The sequence below is a fragment of the Acinetobacter sp. G11 genome (assembly GCF_049808495.1).
In the GTDB taxonomy this organism is placed as follows: Bacteria; Pseudomonadota; Gammaproteobacteria; order Pseudomonadales; family Moraxellaceae; genus Acinetobacter; species Acinetobacter kookii.
In genome coordinates this window covers 13,507-30,916 of sequence record NZ_JBNCAT010000032.1, presented here as the reverse complement: position 1 = coordinate 30,916, position 17,410 = coordinate 13,507, and the positions used below count along the sequence as shown (strand labels likewise).

The 17,410-nt window shown below is 45.5% G+C and carries 16 protein-coding genes; 12 read left to right on the top strand and 4 right to left on the bottom strand.

Annotated features, from left to right (window positions below):
• Positions 1-263 precede the first annotated feature (263 nt).
• Positions 264-1,532 carry a GGDEF domain-containing protein gene (locus ACPUEY_RS11480; RefSeq protein WP_425122179.1) on the bottom strand — a complete coding sequence of 423 codons (1,269 nt, stop codon included), beginning with the start codon at positions 1,530-1,532 and terminating at the stop codon, positions 264-266.
• Positions 1,533-1,863: 331 nt separating this feature from the next.
• Here ACPUEY_RS11480 and ACPUEY_RS11475 point away from each other — a divergent pair, with 331 nt between their 5' ends.
• The 3 genes from ACPUEY_RS11475 to ACPUEY_RS11465 all read left to right on the top strand — a co-directional run bounded on the left by ACPUEY_RS11475 (position 1,864) and on the right by ACPUEY_RS11465 (position 3,981).
• On the top strand, positions 1,864-2,811 hold the full coding sequence (locus ACPUEY_RS11475) for a pirin family protein (protein WP_425122178.1): 948 nt from the start codon (positions 1,864-1,866) through the stop codon (positions 2,809-2,811).
• Between the two features lie 24 nt (positions 2,812-2,835).
• A complete protein-coding gene (locus ACPUEY_RS11470) occupies positions 2,836-3,234 on the top strand; it encodes an OsmC family protein (protein ID WP_425122177.1) in 399 nt (132 codons plus the stop codon).
• Positions 3,235-3,333: 99 nt separating this feature from the next.
• A complete protein-coding gene (locus ACPUEY_RS11465) occupies positions 3,334-3,981 on the top strand; it encodes a glutathione S-transferase (RefSeq protein WP_425122176.1) in 648 nt (215 codons plus the stop codon).
• A 47-nt stretch (positions 3,982-4,028) separates the two neighbouring features.
• Here the strand turns inward: ACPUEY_RS11465 and phoR are convergent, their stop codons facing one another.
• The 3 genes from phoR to ACPUEY_RS11450 form a co-directional block, all read right to left on the bottom strand.
• The gene (gene phoR / locus ACPUEY_RS11460) at positions 4,029-5,387 is read right to left on the bottom strand and encodes a phosphate regulon sensor histidine kinase PhoR (protein WP_425122174.1); all 1,359 of its coding nucleotides are present in this window, start codon (positions 5,385-5,387) and stop codon (positions 4,029-4,031) included.
• A gap of 25 nt (positions 5,388-5,412) precedes the next feature.
• Positions 5,413-6,123 carry a phosphate regulon transcriptional regulator PhoB gene (gene phoB / locus ACPUEY_RS11455; RefSeq protein WP_092820044.1) on the bottom strand — a complete coding sequence of 237 codons (711 nt, stop codon included), beginning with the start codon at positions 6,121-6,123 and terminating at the stop codon, positions 5,413-5,415.
• A 237-nt stretch (positions 6,124-6,360) separates the two neighbouring features.
• Positions 6,361-7,050, bottom strand: a complete 690-nt coding sequence (locus tag ACPUEY_RS11450; protein ID WP_425122173.1) for a TetR/AcrR family transcriptional regulator — start codon at positions 7,048-7,050, stop codon at positions 6,361-6,363.
• Between the two features lie 234 nt (positions 7,051-7,284).
• Between ACPUEY_RS11450 and ACPUEY_RS11445 the strand changes: the two genes are divergently transcribed.
• From ACPUEY_RS11445 to ACPUEY_RS11405, 9 genes are all read left to right on the top strand, one after another.
• Positions 7,285-8,133, top strand: a complete 849-nt coding sequence (locus tag ACPUEY_RS11445) for an SDR family NAD(P)-dependent oxidoreductase (protein WP_425122172.1) — start codon at positions 7,285-7,287, stop codon at positions 8,131-8,133.
• 289 nt (positions 8,134-8,422) lie between these two features.
• Positions 8,423-9,931 (top strand): amidohydrolase family protein, encoded by a 1,509-nt coding sequence (locus ACPUEY_RS11440; protein ID WP_425122171.1) that lies wholly within the window; start codon positions 8,423-8,425, stop codon positions 9,929-9,931.
• Positions 9,932-10,025: 94 nt separating this feature from the next.
• A complete protein-coding gene (locus ACPUEY_RS11435) occupies positions 10,026-11,516 on the top strand; it encodes a DUF3138 domain-containing protein (RefSeq protein WP_425122170.1) in 1,491 nt (496 codons plus the stop codon).
• Positions 11,517-11,541: 25 nt separating this feature from the next.
• Positions 11,542-12,597, top strand: coding sequence for an ABC transporter substrate-binding protein (locus ACPUEY_RS11430; RefSeq protein WP_261182636.1), 1,056 nt, complete (start codon positions 11,542-11,544; stop codon positions 12,595-12,597).
• 14 nt (positions 12,598-12,611) lie between these two features.
• Positions 12,612-13,862, top strand: a complete 1,251-nt coding sequence (locus ACPUEY_RS11425) for an MFS transporter (RefSeq protein WP_425122169.1) — start codon at positions 12,612-12,614, stop codon at positions 13,860-13,862.
• The gene (locus ACPUEY_RS11420; RefSeq protein WP_425122168.1) at positions 13,859-14,701 is read left to right on the top strand and encodes an ABC transporter permease; all 843 of its coding nucleotides are present in this window, start codon (positions 13,859-13,861) and stop codon (positions 14,699-14,701) included. Before ACPUEY_RS11425 ends, ACPUEY_RS11420 begins: the two co-directional genes overlap by 4 nt.
• A gap of 2 nt (positions 14,702-14,703) precedes the next feature.
• The gene (locus tag ACPUEY_RS11415; RefSeq protein WP_425122167.1) at positions 14,704-15,516 is read left to right on the top strand and encodes an ABC transporter permease; all 813 of its coding nucleotides are present in this window, start codon (positions 14,704-14,706) and stop codon (positions 15,514-15,516) included.
• A 12-nt stretch (positions 15,517-15,528) separates the two neighbouring features.
• On the top strand, positions 15,529-16,572 hold the full coding sequence (locus tag ACPUEY_RS11410) for an ABC transporter substrate-binding protein (RefSeq protein ID WP_425122165.1): 1,044 nt from the start codon (positions 15,529-15,531) through the stop codon (positions 16,570-16,572).
• Between the two features lie 4 nt (positions 16,573-16,576).
• On the top strand, positions 16,577-17,410 hold the full coding sequence (locus tag ACPUEY_RS11405) for an ABC transporter ATP-binding protein (protein WP_425122164.1): 834 nt from the start codon (positions 16,577-16,579) through the stop codon (positions 17,408-17,410).

Here is a 17,410-nt window from a genome sequence, read left to right as displayed (position 1 = left end):
GATGTGACAAAACCTGAGTCCTTTATAGTTAAAGTGTTTGTTTGCACTCATATTTTAACTATTTAGACTCAGGTTTTTTTTATTTAAAGTAAACTGTGGGACAGTAGTGGCGCTTAGGCGCTCTTTTTTATATTTTAAAAAATTAATCTTTGAAGAATAGGAATAAATATTTTGAGCCACTAAATTCGGCTTGAGTATGTAAGTCGAGCGCAGTTTTCATTTATAAAATAGACCAAGACCGTTTTGATGAGGATAATTTTTAATTATTCATGGGTATAAATCGCCACCTGATTGCGTCCATTTTTCTTGGCTTGATAGAGGGCAATATCGGCGTTTTTAATCAGCAGGTTTAAATCACTTTGATTCGGCTGCAGTTGGGATACTCCAATCGACACACTGAAATTAAAGAAGCATTTATCTTTCACACAAATTTGATGGCTTTCAATTTTTCGGCATAAGCGGTTGGCAATGTTCATCGCATCTTCCAGTGTAGTATCGGGCAGCAAGGCAATAAATTCTTCACCGCCAAAACGGGCCAGTACATCGCTATGACGCATTTCCCGGCGGGTAATATCAGCCAGTACCCGCAGCACTTCATCCCCCACATCATGGCCATAGGTATCATTAATATTCTTAAAAAAATCGATATCAAACATCAATAGACAGGTTAAATTATATTTGGGCCATTGCTGTATGTTCTGTTCGGCCAGTTGCAAAAATTGTCGGCGGTTATACAGCTGGGTCAGTTCATCCGTATGCGCCATTTCAGTTAAGGTGTAATAGTTCCAGTCATTGAGTAACACCCGCAAAAAATTACGTTTCGAATTCAAGGTGTTATTCCAGCTGATATACATGCTGAGCAATAAAACCGGCGCGTAAATGAGTGAAAATAAAATTAGTTCCTGGACGCTGACCAACCTGAATACGCCATTAAAAATTACCGCGCTAATCAGCAGGGAACTAAAAATGGAATTACGAAAAGACACCTGTACGCATAAATTGCCCAATAAAATAAAAATGATGCTGGCGTAGAGATAGGTACTCACAAAGGGACTATGCGACAGATACAGCAGTTCAAGCCAGATTGCAGCTGCAGCTGCAACAGAAGCCGGCAGCAGGCTGTCCAGAACTTTAATATTTTTGCAGTAGCGGAAAGCCAGCCAGTTGACCAATAAGGCAAAAATGACAAGACTGAGCCGTGCAATACCGGACAGCATGCCAATGTCCGATAATAAAACCCAGTCGACAAAGAAATAACTTAAAAACGTCAGCTGACCAATAAGATTGACGCATTTCAAAAATTGGCGCTGGTGCTTATTTTGATAGTCCAGATAATATTGTTGAAACTGCTCCGGAATACGGGTTGTAGGATGCTCTAATTGTTGTTTGATCAATTTTTTATTGTCAAGCGTACACAGCCGCTTCGGTAAAATGGCAGTTCCGATATTTGAATATTTATCTTCATTGTCCCCAATATGGTTATGTTCTTGATTTTCGGGGCAATGAGCATTTTCCTGCTGTCCTTGGGACATGATTATCCTCTTCTATAGCAAGACTGGTCAGAGGGAAATAGTATGCTGAGGAAAAATATCTGTATACAGAAGACTCGGTAAGTCGTTGCTATAATTGTGACAAAAAATTTTTTTCCTATAAAATTCATATGAATAGGGTAAAAATAGTCAATAATTTATCGCGTTTAAACCTTGTTTTATGAAGAAAATTTCAAAAATAATATTGTCCTATCCATGGTATTCACTGTATTAACTTAACTATAGGCTGAATGACGAAGAATCTATATGATTGATGACAATAGATTAAAAACTGTCAAAAACAGTCACGTTCATGAAATTCAGGGATAGGCATATGACCAATAGCAGCTATACGGAGCTTTCCAATTCGGACGATTGTGAAAAATATGTAAACCGGTTTATTCAGGAGTTTCCTTTGCGTAGTGCGGAAATTGGACAAGGTACCGTGATTAAGCGTGCCTTGCCCAGCCGGCACAAGCGTTTAATTGGGGCATGGTGCTTTCTGGATCATGCCGGTCCAGTGGTTTTTCCCCAAGGTGACGGATTAGATGTCGGACCCCATCCGCATATTGGCTTGCAGACTTTTACCTGGATGATTGAAGGCACCATGATGCATACCGACAGCCTGGGGACCAAACAGCTGATTCGTCCCAAACAGGTCAATTTAATGACTGCAGGGTATGGAATTTCCCATACCGAAGTGGCACCGGAAACCGAAACCCATATGCATGCAGCCCAGCTCTGGATTGCCTTGCCGGATGACAAGATCAATATGGCACCGCGTTTTGATCATTATCCCGAACTGCCGGTAGTGGAAAGAGATCAGGTTGAATTTACCGTACTGGTGGGGGAGTTTTTGCAAACCCGGTCCCCGGTTGCAGTACATAGCGAATTGCTGGGTGTAGATTTAACCGCACAGGAGTCCACAACCACCCGAATTCAATTGAATCCGGAATTTGAATATGGCTTTATGGCGCTGGAGGGGGCTGCTGAAGTCAACGGTCATGAGCTGACAGACGACAATATGGTCGTGCTAGAACCAGGCATGACGGAGATTGAAATCCGGTTGCATAAAGGCAGTCGTGTCCTGCTGTTGGGGGGAGAACCTTTCGAGTCACCAATATTACTGTGGTGGAACTTTGTCGGGCGGACTCAGGAAGAGCTTTGCCAAGCCCGTGACCACTGGATTAATCAGGATGACCGTTTTGGTACCATTCCTGACTATCCGGGACCCCGTCTGGAAGCACCCGCATTCCCCGATAAAATGCGTGCTTCAAAATAACAATAAAATTCAGGATGTTTGAATATGGCCATTATTGCAAATGCAGAAGTACAGAGCCTGGCTGAACCCTGGTCAGGTAAGGTGACAAGTGGAAAACACCAGTTTATGACGGATAAACCCGAATCCTTTGGCGGGCAGGACCAGGGCCCTGCACCTTATGATTTTATTTGTTCCGGTCTGGTTTCTTGCACCATGATTACCTTGCGCATGTATGCCAGTCATAAAGGCATTGAGCTTGGCCAATTTTCTGTAGAAGCCGATTTTAATGCCAATAAAGAAGGCAAAGAATGGATTGAGCGTCGTTTGTCTTTTGCACAGCCTTTACCGGATGAACTGAAACAAAAACTTTTAGACATCAGCAGTAAAACGCCCGTCACCAAGACACTGTTACGCAGTCTGGACATTAACACGGTTCTGCTTTAAATCCATGATCCGATAGCCATGACATTGTGTGCAAAGCAGAATGTCATTTTTCAAGCAGATCGGTCATGATTGAAATATAAAAATAGAGGTCAAAAAATAATGATTACACTGCATCATTTAGATCAATCCCGTTCTTTTCGAATTTTATGGGCTTTAGAAGAACTGGCTCAAGATTATCAGGTCAAGTTTTATAAACGTCTACCTACGTTGGCTGCACCACCTGAATTAAAGCTGGTTCATCCTTTGGCTAAAGCACCGATCTTGACCGATGAGGATCAAACCATTGTTGAATCGGCTGTGATTTTGCAATATTTGCAGGAAAGCTATGATACAGCGCAGAAATTTAAACCCCAGGCCAAAAAAGATCAGCAACAATACCGCTACTGGATGCACTATGCCGAAGGTTCATTGATGCCGTTACTGGTGATGCAACTGGTGATGAGCAACGTGCCCAAACATGTGCCTTGGCTGATTAAGCCGGTCGCACATAAAATTACTGCTGGGGTGAAGGCAGAATTTATTCATCCGCGTTTAAAAGACCATATTGCTTACCTGGAAGATTACTTATCCAGGCATGAATATTTTGCCGGATCATTTTCTTTTGCTGATATTCAGATGTGGTTTCCGCTGGATGCCATTCAGTCCAGAACCTCCGGTTCATATCCGCATATCGCCCAGTATCTGAAACGTCTTGAGGAACGTCCTGCCTTTCAGCGAGCCAGGTTCAAAGAACAAGGCCTGACTTAATACAGGCAGGTGGACTGTGCTTTAATCGGAGGGTAAAACAGGCAGGTCTAGCAGGGTTTGTACAGGCGCTCTTTAGGGAAAATGACTTTAAAGGTCGAGCCTTCATTCTCTTTCGATTCAATTTCCAGATGTGCACCGTGTTGCATCAGCACATGTTTTACAATGGCTAAACCCAAACCGGTGCCACCGGTTTGACGGCTACGGGCGCTATCGACCCGATAGAAACGTTCGGTTAAACGTGGCAAATGTTTGGGATCAATTCCGATGCCGGTATCCTGAACGGTAAAGATGCCGTGTTCACCGTCATCATGCCAGCCCATGGTGATGGTTCCACCTTTAGGGGTGTACTTAATGGCATTGGTAATCAGGTTGCTAAAGGCACTCGCCAGTTCAGTTTCGGAACCGATCAGGTCGCAATGGCTGTCAATGTCGAGATTGAGCGCATGGTGATAGTCGACATTGTAGGCTTGTGCGTCATCAAACAGCTGGTTCATCAGGCTGGGCATTTCAATAATCTGGTTCTTCGCGATCTTTTTGTCATTTTCCAAACGCGACAATAACAGTAAATCATTCACCAAGGCATTCATGCGCTTGGTTTGCGCCTGCATCTGGTCGAAGGCGCGTTTCCAGCGCGGGTTTAAATCTTCCTGGTCGGTAAAGGTTTCAATATAACCGCTGAGTACGGTAAGCGGCGTACGTAATTCATGGGAAATATTGTCGACAAAATCTGTGCGCATCTGTTCCAGGTTATGCATGCGGGTCACGTCATAAGCGACCAATAGGCGGCTTTCTCCACCAAAGCGGGTCATCTTGACCTGTACATAATGGTCTTCAAAGGCTGAAGATTTCATTTTCAGGCCATCGGGTGCCTCGTCAATATGGTTAAAATATTCAATAAAACTGGGTTGGCGCAGAATGGTTAAAATATTGCGACCGCGATCCAGCGGTTGAATACCGAGTAATTTTTCTGCGGCCGGATTCCACCATTCAATTTGGTGCATTTCATCAATCAGCACCACCGCTTCGGCCAGCGCCACCAGTGATGATTGCGCCCGGTCAATCAGACCGACCATTTCTGCCTGAACAATACGTTCCTGACGCTGCGAACGGTAGACATTAAACAGCAAGGCTCCCCAGATGCCGTTTAAACTGGGCGGCACATCATAAGGACGGTTGGAAATCCATTCATTGACCAGATACAGCGAACGTAACTGCAAGGCAAAAAACACTGCAAAGGCAATGAGAATAAAAATCCAGAAATAGCCAATCCCTAAACCGATTAAACCTGCAATCAGCAATAAAAAGGCGAGCAGGCGTAAATCTTGCTTGGCAAAAGTCCATAAACTGCTGTAACGAAACTGTTTATGTTCTCGTGCAAGTTCCGGGACGGGGTAGGGTTCATACATAAAACACAATTGACCTAAACGATGACTAACCTAGAGCGACATCTGCGCGGGTAGAAAAACGGTAACCTGTACCACGAACCGTCTGTACATAACGGTCTGCGCCAAACGGTTCCAGCACTTTACGCAAACGGCGGATATGAACGTCAATGGTACGGTCTTCAATATATACGTTACCACCCCAGACCTGATCCAGCAATTGAGCTCGGGTATAGGCACGTTCCGGATGCGTCATGAAAAAGGCCAATAGACGGTATTCCGTAGGTCCCATTTCTAAAATATTCGGACCATGACTGACCCGCTGGCTGACAGGGTCGAGCACCAGACCATTGGCATCAATGGTTTTTTCACCGCTTAGGGCATTGGCACGACGTAACACGGCCTTAATGCGGGAAACCAGTTCACGGGTGGAAAACGGTTTGGTCATGTAGTCATCTGCACCGGCATCCAGACCTTGTACTTTATGGTCTTCTTCAGCGCGGGCAGTGAGCATGATCACGGGAATTTCTGATAGGGTTTCATCGCGTTTCAGACGGCGGCACAGGTCTACACCGCTGACACCACCAGGTAACATCCAGTCGAGTAGAATAAGCACAGGGCGTTGATCCACAATCATCTGGTGGGCCTGCTTGGCATCTTCAGCCTGTAGGCATTGGAAGCCCGCCATATCCAGCGAGGTATGGATCATTTCCCGGATCGGGAGCTCATCATCGACGATTAATATATAGTCATCTTTCACAGCGCAATACCCTATTTCACGTAAACGGTGGACCGTTTTATATTTATGACAGGCTTATTACAAAGATTAATTATGACAGTATCATTGCAGAATAGGTAGTTCGGCTGGATTTCGCAAAAAATTGTCACAATTTTAATAAGATACAATCAAGAATTTAAAATAAATCAGTTAGATAAATATATTAAATTCAAGGCGTTGAGCATTTTTTACGGTTTTGTGAAAGTCGCCGCGCTTAAATCATATTTTTTCTTTTTCTGAAAAAGTATCGAGCAGCGCTAAAAAAACCACACTGCAAGAAGAGAGAACCTCCTCCATTGAGGGTTTAAAACCACTGACGACCCAGCGAATGGCAATTTGGGTGACATAGCCATTCAAGCCGGTCGAGATCATCGAAATTTCACGTTCAGAGCGGTTAATGTTGGGCATCATCAGCATCACAAAAGCATGAATCATGCGGTCAAAACGCAGCATAGTTTCATGGATGGTGGCCTGGTTATGCAGTTCCTGCACCAGCATGGCATCGATATAGATAATCCGCGCCATGCGTGGATTGTCTTTTAAGGTGGTGAGCAGGGCAGTGAGACCGGCTTCGATCATTTTCTTGGGATCGGTCGAAGCCTGCATAATGGCCTGCATGACATTGTGCTGCAACTGGTCAATCAGCTTTAAAAAGATGGTCTGAAACAGTTCATCACTTTTCTTAAAGGATTCATAGAAATAGCGTTCGGTCAGTTTGGCTTCATTGCAAATATCTTTCACAGTCACTGCAAAAAAACCATGCGTACCATAGGCTTCAATCCCGGCTTCAATCAGTTTTTCACGACGCGCCTGTTTACGTTCGCTTAAAGACAGGCCTTTAAATTGACGTTCTTTGGTTTTTGCCGGTTTATTTTGATTTTCTTCGAAATTTTTGTGCTGTTCAGTCATAAATGTGGTGTGCCAAATGAAATCGAGGTTTTGCCTTATATTAACAATAATTTATCTCCAGACCTATGTGTAAAACAAAGCCGCAGATTTTCCAGCAGGGATGGATCGACGATATATTATATTGACAATGATTATTGTCAAAATTATATTGGATGGATGAACTGCAATCTTCCAGACAGAAAAACAATCGAGATGTTTAGCTGGATGAGGCAGAAAACTGAATAAGGATAGCTCATGAAAAATTTTAAAAATAAAGTCGCAGCCATTACCGGTGCGGGGTCGGGTATTGGGCAGCAATTGGCCGTACTTTTGGCGCAGCAGGGCTGTCATTTGTCCTTGAGTGATGTCAATGAACAGGGTTTGGCAAAAACAGTTGAACTGGTCAAAGACAGTCATGTCCGTGTGACCACGAAAAAAGTCAATGTGGCCAAACTGGAAGAAGTGCGTGACTGGGCTGCTGAAACCGTTCAGGACCATGGCTCGGTCAACATGATTTTTAACAATGCCGGTGTAGCCTTAGGCTCAACGGTGGAAGGGGCGAGTTATGAAGAACTGGAATGGATTGTGAATATTAATTTCTGGGGCGTGGTGTATGGGACCAAGGAATTCCTGCCTTTAATCAAGCAATCGGGTGAAGGGCATGTTATCAATATTTCCAGCCTGTTTGGTCTAACGGCCCAGCCGACTCAGTCTGCCTATAATGCCACCAAGTTTGCGGTACGTGGTTTTACCGAATCGCTGCGTCAGGAACTGGACCTGGAAAATTGTGGCGTGAGTGCACTCTGTGTGCATCCGGGCGGCATCCGGACCAATATTGCCAATGCGGCAAAAATGAATGACAGTATTCGAACTTTGGGCATGCATCCGGAAAAATCGGCCAGGTCTTTTAACAAATTATTGCGTTGTCCGCCTGAAGAGGCTGCCCGCCAAATTATTGAAGCTGTGCAAAAAGACAAGCGCCGTCTGCTGATTGGCAACGATGCCAAAACCCTGGATTTAATCCAGCGCATTTTACCGACCGGTTATCAGCGTGTCACAGCATTTGCCACCAAATTAAGCAATAAAGGCAAAAAATCTGCTTAAAACAATAGGCTGTTAAAAACCCGCAAATTGCGGGTTTTTTTTATGGCTGAAATTTGCATCAGAGCAGTGATCTATGCAGAAGTTCTTTATTCATAAAATAGAAAATGAAAGCGCATTTATAGCTGAATTGATATAAGCAGGTGTTGAAATATCAACAGGAAAATCGATGCAAAAGCAACAGAAATACTCGGGATTCTTTTAATAAAAACATATAAAACAATAACTTAAATTGTTGGCACGCTTGTTGTAATAACAGGGAGGTGTAATGATAAGAAATTAGGTAAACCTCATGACAATTTTAAAAGATTTAAAGGCAAAACAATCGCGTGCTGCTCAAGTGCGTTCTCAGCTCGATTTTCCAGTGATTGATACGGACATTCATACCAATGCCTACAGTCCTGCACTTGAAGACTATATTGCGCAGTACGGGGGTTCACGTGTGGTGGATGTGTTCCGTAGCCATTTAAAAAGTAACGGTTTAAATGCTTTGGCGGCAGAGTGGTACAACGCCAGCCCAGAAGAACGTAAAAACCGTCGTTTGTTCCGCCCACCATTTTGGGCATTGCCTTCAGAAAATACCTATGATTTGGCCACGGTTGCTTTGCCGGGGCTATTGTATGAGCGTTTAGAAGAACTCGGAACAGACTATGCCGTGCTGTATCCAAACCTGGCTTTGTTCCCAATCAATTCATCCAATGACGATTTACGTTTGTCTTTAACCCGTGCGATTAACCATTTCCATGCGGATATTTATAAACCCTATGCCGACCGTTTAACCCCAGTGGCTGCGATTCCACTGAATACCCCACAAGAAGGCATTGAAGAGCTTGAATTTGCCCAAAAGCTCGGTCTAAAAACAGCGTTAATTCCGGGAGCAGTCCGTCGTCCAATTCAAGCCGTCGCAGAGAAATATCCCGAAGATAGCGATCTGCGTCGTTATGCCTATTGGTTGGATTTCTTCGGTATCGACAGTGAATATGACTACGACCCGTTCTGGCAAAAGAGCGTGGATTTGGGCATAAACCTGTCGACCCATTCGGGCAGCCAAAGCTGGGTAGCACGCAACTCGCCAAGCAACTACATGTTTAACCACATTAACCACTTTGCCGATGCCTCTGAAGCCTTGGCCAAAGCCCTGTTCTTTGGTGGCGTGACTGAGCGTATTCCACAGCTTCGTATTGCCTTGCTAGAAGCAGGCGCAGCATGGGGTCAAAACGTGTTGACGCATCTGGTTGACCGTTTTGAAAAACGCGGTAATGAGCATGTGCAACAGTACAACCCTGAACGTTTAAACCGTGAATTGGCAATAGAGCTCTATCGTCAATATGGCCATACCTTGTATCAAGGTCGCGAACTGAATGAGCAGGAAATCATTGAAAGCTTGTTTGGTGTGGCATCGACTTCACGTTTCCAGGCGCAAAAACCTGAAGAAATTAATGATTTTGCCTTGGCCAAAATCCAGACGAAACAGGACATCTGGGATCGTTGGGTACCGAATTTCTACTTTGGCAATGAAGCAGACGACCGCACCATCGTGGGTGCATTGAATCCCAAAGGTAATCCATTTGGTCAAAAAATTAATGCTTTGTACTCATCCGATTCAGGCCATTGGGATGTGCCTGAATTAACCGAGCCCTTGGCAGAAACTTGGGACTTGGTGCAAGAAGGTGCCATTACGGCAGAAGACTTCAAGGCCTTGGTGTTCACCAACCCATACCAGTTCTATACCGCGAACAATCCGGACTTCTTCAAAGGTACGCAGGTTGAACACAAACTGAAAAATAACCAGGCCGCTTAAACCTAACTACTCAGGAAATTGAAACAACCTCATGCCTCTGGCATGGGGTAGGGGAAATTTTGTTTTTTAAATAATAGATGAAGTGAATGTAACAATGAGAAAGACGAGTTTAACTGTTGCGATTGGATTGATTCTGACGACCACATCGAGTTTTAGCTTTGCCCAGGATGCCACTCTCAACAAGCAATTGGAGGGACTTAAACAGCAGATTGAAGTTTTGCAGCAGCGTTTGAATGTAGTGGAAGCACAAAGCTCAACAACCACAAAAAAACCGCCGGTTGTAAATGCAGATAACAGCGAAGAGTTGACGGCTCAAGACAGCGAAACTGGTGAAGAAGCCCTAACGGCGGAAGCAACCCCTGCAACATCCGACGACATTGAAGGTTTAAGAACCGATATTGAAAACTATAAATACGACCAGTCGCGTCAGTACGAACGCCAAACCGTAAAGTCGACCCGTGATACGACTTTATTCGGTACGGTGCAACTGCGTGCCAATGTGCAGGACAATAACACTGCACCCAATACGCCTAAATCGAGCTTCGATGTGGGTACGGCATTGCTGGGCGTGCGCGGTAACTTGTTTAAAGATTATAACGAAGGCAAAAACCTCGATTACCAGGCCTCTTTTGGCTATTCAAAACGTAATGATGGCAGCAACAACAGTAACTTTAACTTGCTGGATGCTTACCTGCGCTATCACGTATTTTCCACCAATGGCGGTGCAGAAGTTCCCAGGCTGAACCTGACTTTGGGTCAACAGCTCTTGCCATTTGGTCTGGATGTGCAGTCTCCGGAAGACTTGCGCCCCACTATCAGTACCGCATCTGCACCGACGTATTTGGGGCTGTTTACCCGTCAAAACGGTTTCATTGTCCGTGGCGATGCCAAGCCCTTTGTGGACTATGGCGCGAACTACCGTGCGCCTTTATTTGAATATGCACTTGGGGTGACCAATGGCAATGGCAGCAACAAAGCCGATGACAACAACAGCAAAGACTATATCGGTCGCGTGGCCTTTACCTTGCCTGTCGATTATGCCAGCTGGCTTCGTGAGCTGAAATTTGGCGCTTCCTATATTAAAGGTGAAGCAAAATTATCCGGCTCTGGTATTAGCGATAACCAGGCCAAACGTGACCGTCTCGGTTTTGACCTGTATTACAACCATGCACCGTTTGGCGTGACTTATGAATATTTGCAAGGCAAAACCGATTACATCGACACGACTGTAGCTGCCATAAAAGAAGCCAAAGCAGAAGGTCATACCGTAACAGCGTTCTATACCTTGGGTGACCAGTTCTATAACAGCATTAAATCCAATGCCAAGTTTGATGATTTCTGGCCGAAATCGGTTCAGGGTTACTACCGTTACGACAGCTATAACCCGAATAAAAATCAGCAAGATTATCTCGATAGCGCAAGTGGCCGTGTAGGTGAATATGATATTCACTCACTCGGCCTAAACCTGTTTTTTGCGCAGACCACCAAATTCCAGTTACAGCTCAATCACTACATCTATGACATTGAGACTGCAACCCAAAAAGACACCAACGAATTGCAGGCGCAATTCCAGTACACCTTTTAATTTTGATTGTTAAGGAACAGATTTAATGAAACTTTTTTCTAAAAAAATTGCGGCCACATTTCTAGCCCTCTCCGCATTCGGTCTAAGTTTACACATCCATGCAGCCAATCCGAAAGAAATCCGCATTTCTATGTCGGGTGCCGGTGAAGGCGGTAAGCCAAAAACAGGCGGGAGCTTTGTTGCTTCAGCGCATTTACGTGGTGTGTTGGAACAGGAATTTAAGAAAGATGGCATTGCGGTGAAGTGGTTATTCTTTCCGGGTGCAGGGCCTGCCACCAATGAAGCCTTAGCCAACGGTAAAGTCGATTTTGCTTTACATGGGGACTTGCCGTCATTGGTGGGTCGTTCAACGGGTCTTAAAACCAAGGTTCTGTTTTCAACCGGTCGCTTTGGTCCAACCTATGTGGTCGTTCCTGCGGGTTCAAATGCCAAGTCATTTGCAGACTTAAAGGGCAAGAAATTTTCAATCTTTAAAGGGACAAACCAACAGATCGTTTTTAACCGTGTTCTGGCTAAATATGGCTTTACTGAGCGTGATTTACGCGTGATTTCACAAGACGCTTACTCTGCGCGTACAGCACTGGCCACCGGAGATATTGATGCCGCGATTACGTCACCCTTTAGTCTGGTTTCACGTGGAGTCGCCAAGACCTTAATTGAAATTAAAGATCCGAAAGTTGCCCCACTGGCACATTTTTGGGTAACCGAAAGTTTTGAAAAACAGTACCCGGAAGTGACGCAGCGTGTCGTTACCACGCTGATCAAACAGGCGAAATGGAGCTCTGAAGAAGCCAACCGTGTCACCCAGTATAAGCTGTGGTCACAAAGCGGTATTCCACTGGTCGACTATCAAAAAACCTGGGATGGCTGGAACCTGAAAGACCGTACTTCGCCATTACTGGATGAGTTTCATCGTGCACAGATTGACAGCGCATTAAAAATTGCCAAAGACGCAAGACTCATCCGCCGTGATGTGGATACCAAAACCTGGTACGAACCCAAGTATTTAAACAATGCTTTAAAAGAACTGAATTTGCAGAACTATTGGCGTGCATTTAATGCCAACGGTCAGCCGAAATAATTCAGGACCTGGTTATGAATCCCATTGAAAGCAATGTTGTGACCACTCCGCTGACCGCAAAATTTATGAGCAGTTTTGTGCTGCTCACGATTATTGCCGGTTTGGGCGTAGGGGTGGCACGGGTCCTGATTTCACTTTATGCCGTACACCTGAACGCATCTGAACTGCAACTCGGTTTGATCTCGGCAGCACAAAACATTGGCATTTTATTGATGGCCTTGCCGATTGGCGTTCTGGTACAGCGTTTAGGTTCATTGAAGGTATTTAGCATCGGCAGTGTAGTGGGGGCCGTATTGTATTTTCTTACCCCCTTACACGCCAATGCCTGGTATCTGATGATCTTAACCGCACTGGTGAGCTGCTTTTTGCCGATGCGCTTTGTCTCCATCAATACCGTGTTTTTAAGCAATCTGAAGCGATTAGGGCCAGCCAAAGCCGGCTGGTTCCGTGGTTCACACATGATGGGATTCTTCCTGATTGCTCCTGCTTTAAGTGTATTGCTGATCGAGCATTTTGGTTATGGCGGCAGTTTTTACTGCGTGGCATTGCTATTTTTGGGCACATTATTTTTTGCCCCGTTTTGCTTTCAAAAGGTTCATCAACACACTCAAAGTACGCCGAGTTTTCAATGGCGAGACGTGGTTGCACCACTGGCCTTGCTGAAAACCCATGCGCCATTACGGGTGATTTGCGCTCTGGAATTTTTAAGCAGTGTCGCGAATAACTATTTTGGCTTTTTTATTGTGGTGATTGCGATCCAGAGTTTCTCTTTACCGGAATCTATGGCGGTGATGTTGCTCACCACACAAGGCATCATTTTTGTCGGTTCACTTTTTACCCTGGGTGGCTTGGCGGAACTGGTGGGATACCAGAAATTTTACTTGATCGGATTAGGCCTGATCAGTAGCGCCTTACTAATTTTGGCATTGACACCGGTCACGCTCTGGATGTGGCCTGCATCGCTGATGTTGGGACTCGGTCTGGGCATGCTGCATATCGCAAATTTCATGTCCTTTGCCAAAGTGGGTGAACAAACGGCAATGGCAAAAATCTCCCCAATTTTAGCCCTGGTTGGACCAACCGGCGGCTTGTTTGGCGGATTTCTGGGAGCAGCATTGGGTGCCAGCGTCGGTCTGCAAAACCTGTTTTTCCCGATTGGTCTGGCATTTCTGGCATTAATTTTACTGATCTTGCGAGATCAGGCATTTATTTCTTTTTTAAAACCTGATGGTTCAAAACATATAGCAGAAGGACAAGAATCATGAGCCTTACGAATGTAACCGCACATTCGGTACAGTGGCAAAGTTACCGTAGTGCATTTGGATTTTTTAAGAAGTACCTGAGTGTAACCTTGCAATTGGCTTGTGGTCTGCTTGTACCCGTGCTGCTGCTGGGACTCTGGTATGTGGCCACCTTACGCCAATGGTTGCCGGAACAGATTTTACCGGCACCGCAGCTGGTCTGGAGTACAACGGTTGAACTCTGGCAGTCAGGTGATCTGCAATTTCATTTCCTGGTCAGTACAAAACGCATTTTCTGGAGTGTGGCTTTAGGGGTGAGCTTGGGACTCGGTCTCGGAGTCTGGTTTGCATTGTCGCAACGTGCACAGCGCTTTGTCTTGCCGACGATTCAGCTCCTGACCCAGTTTCCGATTATTGGCTGGATTCCACTGCTGATGATTTTTTTAGGTATTGATGAAGCTTTAAAAATTGTGGCCATTTCTTTGGCTGTGGTATCTCCGGTGCTGATCGCAACCTTTAAAGGCATTCAGCAGGTTCCGAAGCGTTTCATTGAAGTGGCGCAGGTTTACCAGTTTTCCAAGTTCCAGACATTTTCCCAGGTGATCTTGCCTGCAAGCTTGCCTGCCATCATTAGCGGCTTACGCCAAGGCGTGATGCAGGCCTGGTTGGCCTTGGTTTTTGTTGAACTTTTGGCCAGTAGTGAAGGAATTGGTTTCCTGATGGTCTGGGGCCGCCAGTTGATGCAGCTGGATATTGTGTTTATGGGCATCATTTTCATTGGCATTACGGGCTTTGTTCTGGACAGCGTGTTGGCTGCCTTTGAAAGCCTTGCTCGTTTTTATGCAACACGGGTAGGGGGTTAATCATGTCAGAACTCAGTCTTGAAAAGTCAGCTATCCGTGTAAATCCAGCTGTGGAAAAAAGCATTAAAGTGCTACAAGCCTTGATTTTACCCTTGGTATTTATTGCACTTTGGGCGACAGCTTCCGCCTTACAGTGGCTGGATGCCAAATTGATTCCATCTCCCCTCACGGTATTCAGCAGTGCAATCCAGAGCTTTAGCCAAGCCGAATTCTGGCAGGGTTTTGCGGCGAGCTTAAGCCGTAATTTTGCGGGTTATGTCATTGGCGCCAGTCTGGGTGTTGCTTTCGGTGTGGCCTTAGGCACCACACGCTGGATCAACTGGTTATTTGCACCCGGCTTTAACGTATTACGTCAGGTCTCACTGTTTGCATGGTTGCCTTTAATTTCAACCTTTTTAGGTTATGGCAACGGCGCAAAAATCCTGTTTATCAGCCTTTCGGTATTTTATCCCGTGGCACTGCATAGCCTGGAAGGCGTGAGCAGCATCAGCGCGAAATACAGTGAAGTCGCAAAAGTCTATCAATTTCCGAAACTGTATACCTACCGCAAGCTGATTTTACCGGCAGCCAGTCCGCAGATTTTTGTCGGTCTGCAACTCGGTTTGATTTTCGCCTGGCTGGCGACCGTGGGTTCAGAATTTCTATTGGCGAATTACGGGGTCGGTCTGGGTAACCTGGTGATCCGCGGGCGGGAACAGTTCAACGTATCTCTGATCATTTTAGGCATGTTCAGCATCGGCATCATCGGTGTGATTCTAAATGCAGCGCTGACCCGTATTGAAAGCAAAGTGCTGCGCTGGCAGCAACGTGTATAGGAGCAAATAATAATGAAAATACTTCCTAAATTTTGGCAAAAAGCCTTAGCAGCTGTAACGGTCAGTGCCAGCATTATTGCGGGTTGTAGTAGCCAGCAGGTGGAACCACAAAATGCGAAAGCCACTCCCACTTTACGTTATCAAAGTTATCCGGGCTTAGTGTCTTTGCCGGAACTGGCACAGGATCTGGGTTATTTCGGCAAGATTAAATTGGACTATGTCGGTACGGTGCAAGGGGGGCCACAAGATTTACTCACTCTGGTTGCTGGCGATGTCGATTTTGCCTCAGCCTTTAATGGGGCTATGGTGAAAGTCATCGCTGCAGGGCTGGATGTGGTTCCTGTGGTGGCCTCCTATGGCAGTGATGCGGAAATGAATGTGGGTTTTTATGTGCTTGAAAACAGTCCGATCCGTAAAGCACGCGATTTCATTGGCAAAAAAGTTGCGGTGAATGCCTTTGGTGCACACTACGAGTTTGTGGTTAAAGATTATTTGGCACGTCATGGATTAACCCCGGAAGAAATCCGTGAAGTGGAACTGATTGTGTTGCCGCCAGTGAGTACCGAACAGGCACTGCGTAATGGACAAATTGATATTGCCGTGTTCTCGGGCATTTTGGAAAAACGCGCCCTGAAAACAGGCGGCGTGCGTCCAATCTTTAAAGATATTGAATTGTATGGAGCATTTACTGCAGGCAGTTATGCGATGCGACATGATTTTATTCAACAGCATCCAGAAATTGCCAAAACTTTTGTGAATGGCGTGGCACGTGCCCAAGAGTGGCTACATCACACGCCTAAAGAACAAATTATTGCGCGTATGGAAAGCATCATTGATAAGCGTCAGCGCAATGAAACCAAAGTGCTGATTCCGTTTTATACCGGCACGGGTGTCGCTGAAATTGGCGGCGTACAAAAAGATGCAGACTTCGAGCCTTGGGTCAATGCGCTGGTAAGTGAACAGAAACTCAAAGCCAATCAGCTCAATGTAAAAACCTTGTACAGCAATGACTTTAACCCATACGCCACTATAAAAAATGGACAATATAAGGAATAAAATCATGACCAGTGCTTTAAATCTAGATCATGTGCGGAAAGTTTTTCCTGCACAGAACCATCCCAACAGCAAGAATTACAAACCGGAATTTGTGGCAGTGGAAAATGTCACGCTGGATATTCAGCAAGGTGAATTTGTCTCGATTGTGGGGCCAAGTGGCTGCGGTAAATCGACCTTGCTGGACCTGATTGCCGGGCTGACCAAGCCCTCTTCGGGGCAGATTCTGCTCAGTGGTAAACAGATTACCCAACCGGGTCTGGACCGCGGCATCGTCTTCCAGCAATATGCCTTATATCCCTGGCTGACCGCTCTGGAAAATATTGAATTTGGCCTGGAAGCCAAAGGTGTCGACAAGAAAACCCGCCGTGAAAAAGCCCAGTATTATCTACAACTGGTGGGGCTGTCCGGTTTTGAAAAACATTATCCCAATGAACTTTCCGGTGGAATGAAGCAGCGTGTGGCCATTGCACGCAGTCTGGCTTATGAGCCTGAAATTCTACTGATGGATGAACCTTTCGCCGCACTGGATGCACAAACCCGTGAAACCTTGCAGGAAGAGCTGATCAAGATTTGGCAATCGTCTAAAAAAACCATCGTTTTCATCACGCATAGTATCGATGAAGCGATTTTCCTGAGCCAGCGCGTGGCGATTATGACTTCTCGACCGGGGCGGATTAAGGAGATCATCGACATTCCAGCCAGCCTGAAAGCCAAAGATGAGGACATCCGTTCAACGGCTGAATACGGCAAAATTCGTCATCAAATCTGGTCGCTTTTAAGCGAAGAAGTGATTAAGGCGCAAGCACTCGAAAAAGATAAACAGCTTGCTCACGCATAA